This window comes from Actinokineospora sp., from assembly GCF_050699995.1.
In the GTDB taxonomy this organism is placed as follows: domain Bacteria; phylum Actinomycetota; class Actinomycetes; order Mycobacteriales; family Pseudonocardiaceae; genus Actinokineospora.
In genome coordinates this window covers 1-4,380 of sequence record NZ_JBOHGC010000192.1, presented here as the reverse complement: position 1 = coordinate 4,380, position 4,380 = coordinate 1, and the positions used below count along the sequence as shown (strand labels likewise).

General features: G+C 69.7%; 1 protein-coding gene. It reads left to right on the top strand.

The window, feature by feature from the left end:
• Window positions 1-4,380, top strand: a 4,380-nt coding sequence (locus tag ACRDSQ_RS10540; protein ID WP_431420671.1) for a transglutaminase domain-containing protein, incomplete at both ends; no start/stop codon positions are given.

Sequence of the window (4,380 nt, the reverse complement as noted above, 5' to 3'; positions counted from 1 at the left end):
GTGGAGCTCGACGCGCTCGGGGCTGCGGCCTTGGTGGCGAGCAGCGCCGTCGCCGAGCCCCCGACCGCGCAGACGTCCGCGCTGGCCGCCAAGGCGGCGCCGGCTCCAGAGATCGTCGCCCTGGCCGAAAGCCTCGGCCGCTCACCCGCGCGCATTTTTCGCTTTGTCCACGACAGCATCGCTTACCAGCCACAATGGGGGGCCAATGTGCCCCCGGTGGGCACGCTGCAGTTGGGTCGCGGCACGAGCTGGGAGCAGGCCTGGCTGCTGCAGGAGCTGCTGCTCGCCGCGGGCGTCGACGCGCGCCTGGAGTGGGGCGAGGTCGAGATCACGCCGGCGATGCTGCTCGATCTGGCCGGCGTCACCGACGTCTTCCGCGCCGGCGACCTGCTCGCTACCGGCAACATCAAGGTCGTCCTGGTGGTGCAGGGCGGCCAGGTGGTGGCGGCGCGACTGCCGCACGTTTGGGTCAAAGCACACCTCGACTACATACCCAATCGCGGCGTCACGCCAGGCGAGGGCGACACCTGGCTGCGCCTGGACCCGACCCTGGAGCGCTTCGACGAGGCCAACGGCGCTCGCCTGGACGCTGCGGTGCCGTTCGTGCTGGGCGAGTACCTGCGCAGCGGCACCGAGAGCTCGCCGCGGGCCACCTACGAGGCGGTATTGCTGGCCCACGCCGCGGGGCAGGGCGGCGGCGGCCTGGAGGAGCTCAAGCCGCTGCGGGCGGTCAAGCGCGAGGAGTTCCCGTACGTGCCCGGCACGTTGCGGGCAAAGCTAGTGAGCGTCGCGGGCGAGGCGGCGGCGATGCCAGCGGCCATGCAGCAGCAGGTGTCGCTCTCGCTGCTGGACAGAAACGGTGCCTCGCTGCTGAGCGCGACGCTTTCGGCACCGCAGGTCTGGGGCCAGCGCCTGGAGCTCACCTGGGTGGGCGCGACGGCGGCCGACCAGTCGACCCTCGACCTCTACGGCGGCGTCTTCGCGACGCCGCCCTACGAGGTCGACCTCAGGGCCTCGCTCCGGCTCGAAGGCGTCGAGGTCGCTGCGGGAACGGCGGTCGGCAGTGCCGAGGACGTCGAGCTGCGTGCCACGCTCACGCCGCCGGGGGGCGTGCAGACCTTCGCCACCTGGCCGATGTTTGCCGGCGAGCACGGAGTGCTGGGCGTCGCCTTCGGTGGCGTGTCGCAGGAGGTGGTCGACCGCTTCGCCGCCGGTCAGACCGCCGCTGGAGCAGCCGAGCGCGAGGGGTGGGGGCTGGCGCATGCCGCGGCGCTCTATCTCCGATCCGCGGGCGCCGACGTCGAGCACCTCGCGGCGTTGCGCTGGCACCGGGTGCTCGAGCTCGGCACCGCGGTGCTCGCCGTGCAGCGGGGGGCGGTGTCGACCTCGAGCGACGGGACGCCGTTGACCTTCGAGCTCGGACCCCTCTCGGTGGACGTGGGCGCGATGCCGCTGGCGCTGGTCCCCGCCGCGGGGCCGCAGGTCTCGACGGCGCCGACCATGGAGCTGATCGGCGCGCAAGGTTCGGTGCGCGAGGGTGAGGCGCTGGCGACGGCCTTCGGCGGCGAGCAGGTGACGGCGGTGGGCTTCTTGACGCGAGCGGTGCGGGCAGGGCAAGCCCTCACGCTGGTGCAAGCGAGCAACCTCGAGGCGGCACTCGCCGAGGCCGAGCTCTCGGCGGACGCGGAGGCCTATGTGCGCTTCTCCGTCGAGCGCGGCCTGGTCGCCTGGATCCCGCGCACGCAGCTCGCCATCGGCGGCTGGCAGACGACCGGCTACGTCATCGAGAACCCTGCCAACGGAACGGGCGCCTACCTCGTCACCTTCGAGCGCAAGGTCGTGCTGGGGCAGAGCGCGGTCACCTTCCACGCCCCAACCGATCTCGCGGTGGTGACGGCGCCCACCGAGGTGGTGGCGTCCATCACCGCCGAGAACCTGGAGAGCTGGACGCTCTCCACGCGGCCGGTGGGTGAGAGCGAGACGACGACGATCGCCGCTGGCACTGGGCCGGTAGACCACAAGGTGCTTGGCACGTTCGACCCCACGCTGCTCTTCAACGGCATGCACGACCTGGTGCTCAGCGGCACCACGGCGGGCGGGCGGACGGTGACGGGGCGCATCACCGTGTCGGTCGAGGGCGGGATGAAGATCGGCAACTTCACCATCTCCTTCGTCGACCTCGCGGTGCCGCTCTCGGGGCTCGCCATCGAGATCGCGCGCACCTACGACAGCCGCGGGCGTGGGGTGGCGGGGGACTTCGGGTACGGCTGGACCCTGGACGTCAGGGGGGGCAGCTACCGCAACAACCGCAAGCCCGGCGAAGGCTGGAAGATCAAGGGCATGCCCATCGGCGGGCACCTCCTGCCCTGCCAGTCGGTGGCCGAGACTGGCAAGCACCTGACCACGATTCGGCTGTCCGATCGCGAGGTCTACAAGTTTCGACCCACGCTCTCGCGCCCGGCCATCGTCGCTGGCGGCTGCTTCGCGCAGGCTGGATTCGCCTTCCTCCGTGGACCCGAGCCGGGGGCGCGGCTGGAAGTGTTGGGGGACACCGAGGTGTTCTGGCAGGCCGGCAGCAACCGCGTGGTGTATCCGGAGACCTTCGAGCCTTACGACCCGGTGAAGGTCCGCTTGACGACGCGTGACGGACGGGCCTTTGACCTCGACCTCGAGCACGGGGTCACGGGGCTGGCCGAGCCGAACGGCAACCGGCTCGAGATCACCGCCGCCGGGATTACGCACTCCTCGGGGGAGTCGATCCAGCTCACGCGCGACGCTGCGGGGCGGATCTCCGGGATCACGGATCTCGGAGGCGGGACGATCCTCTACGGCTACAACGCGGCGGGAGACCTGGTGTCGGTGATCGACCGGGCGGGTGAGACCACGCAGTTTGGCTACACGACGGGTCACTACCTGACTGCGATCACCGATGCGCGCGGGGTGACACCCCTGCGCAACGAGTACGACGCCGATGGACGCTTGGTAAGGCACCTCGACGCATTCGAAGAGAAGATCGTCTACGACCATCGGCTCGAGCAGCGGCAGGAGGTGGTGACGGATCGGCTGGGCAACAGCCGCTTGCTGGCCTACGACGAGCGCGGCAACGTGGTGCGGGAGGTCGACGCGCTGGGTCACGAGACGCGACGGGCGTTCAACGAGGACGACCAGCTCCTGCAGGAGACCGACCCGCTCGGCAACACGACGGTCTACACCTACGACACCGCCTTGAACCTCACCGCGCTGCGCGATCCGCTCGGCAACGTTACCCGCTACACATACGACCCGGCCGGAAACGTGCTGACGACGACCGATCCACTCGGAAAGGTGACGACGAATCGGTACGACGCAGCCGCAAACCTCATTTCGACCACTGATCCGGCGGGCGCGGCGACCACCTATTCCTACGACGAGCGAGGCAACCTGCTGACGGAGCGAGACGCGCTCGGAAACACGACCACCAACAGGTACGACGACAAGGGCATTCAGCTCTGGCAGGACAGTGCAGCGGGGCATCGAACCGAGCTCGCGCACGATCGATGGCGCAGGCGCGTCTGGGAGAGGACCAGGCGGACGTTACCCGACGGGCAGAGCGAGGCCCTCGTCACGACCTTCGGCTACGACGGCCTGGACCGGGTGGTCGAGACGGTGCTGCCAGGCGGCATCTCCACAAAGACCGTCTACAACGCCATCGGGCAGGTAGCGGAGACCATCGATCCGCTTGGCCGCCGCACGAGCTTCACCTATGACGAGATGGGGCGGCAGACATCGACCCGCTACCCCGACGGCACGAGCGACGGTAGGGCCTATGACGCCGAGGGACGTCTGGCGGCCACCACCGACCGCGGCGGGCACGTCACCACCTATGTCTACGACACGGTTGGGCGGCTCACTCGAACGATCTTCGCGGACGGCAGCTTCACGACGAGCAACTACGATGCGGCCGGCCGGCTGGTGGCCTCGACCGACGCGCGCGGCAACATCACCAGTTACACCTACGACGCGGCGGGCCGGCGAACGCGGGTGCTCGATGCGCTGTCGGGTGCCACGGACTTCGAGTACGACGCGGCCGGCGGCCAAGTGGCCGTGATCGACGCCCGGCGGCAGACGACACGCTTCGTCTACGACGATGCCGGACGGCTGGTGCGCACGGTCCTGCCGGATGGCACGAGCCGGGCAGTGGAGTATGACGCTCTCGGCCGCCGTGTCGCTGAGACCGATCAGGCGAGCAAGGTGACGCGCTTCGGATATGACGCGCTGGGCCGGCTACTGACCGTAACCGATGCGCTGAACCAGGTGACGGGCTACGCCTACGACGAGGTAGGCAATCGCACCGGGCAGACCGACGCGAACGACCACACGACGCGGTTCGAGTACGACGCG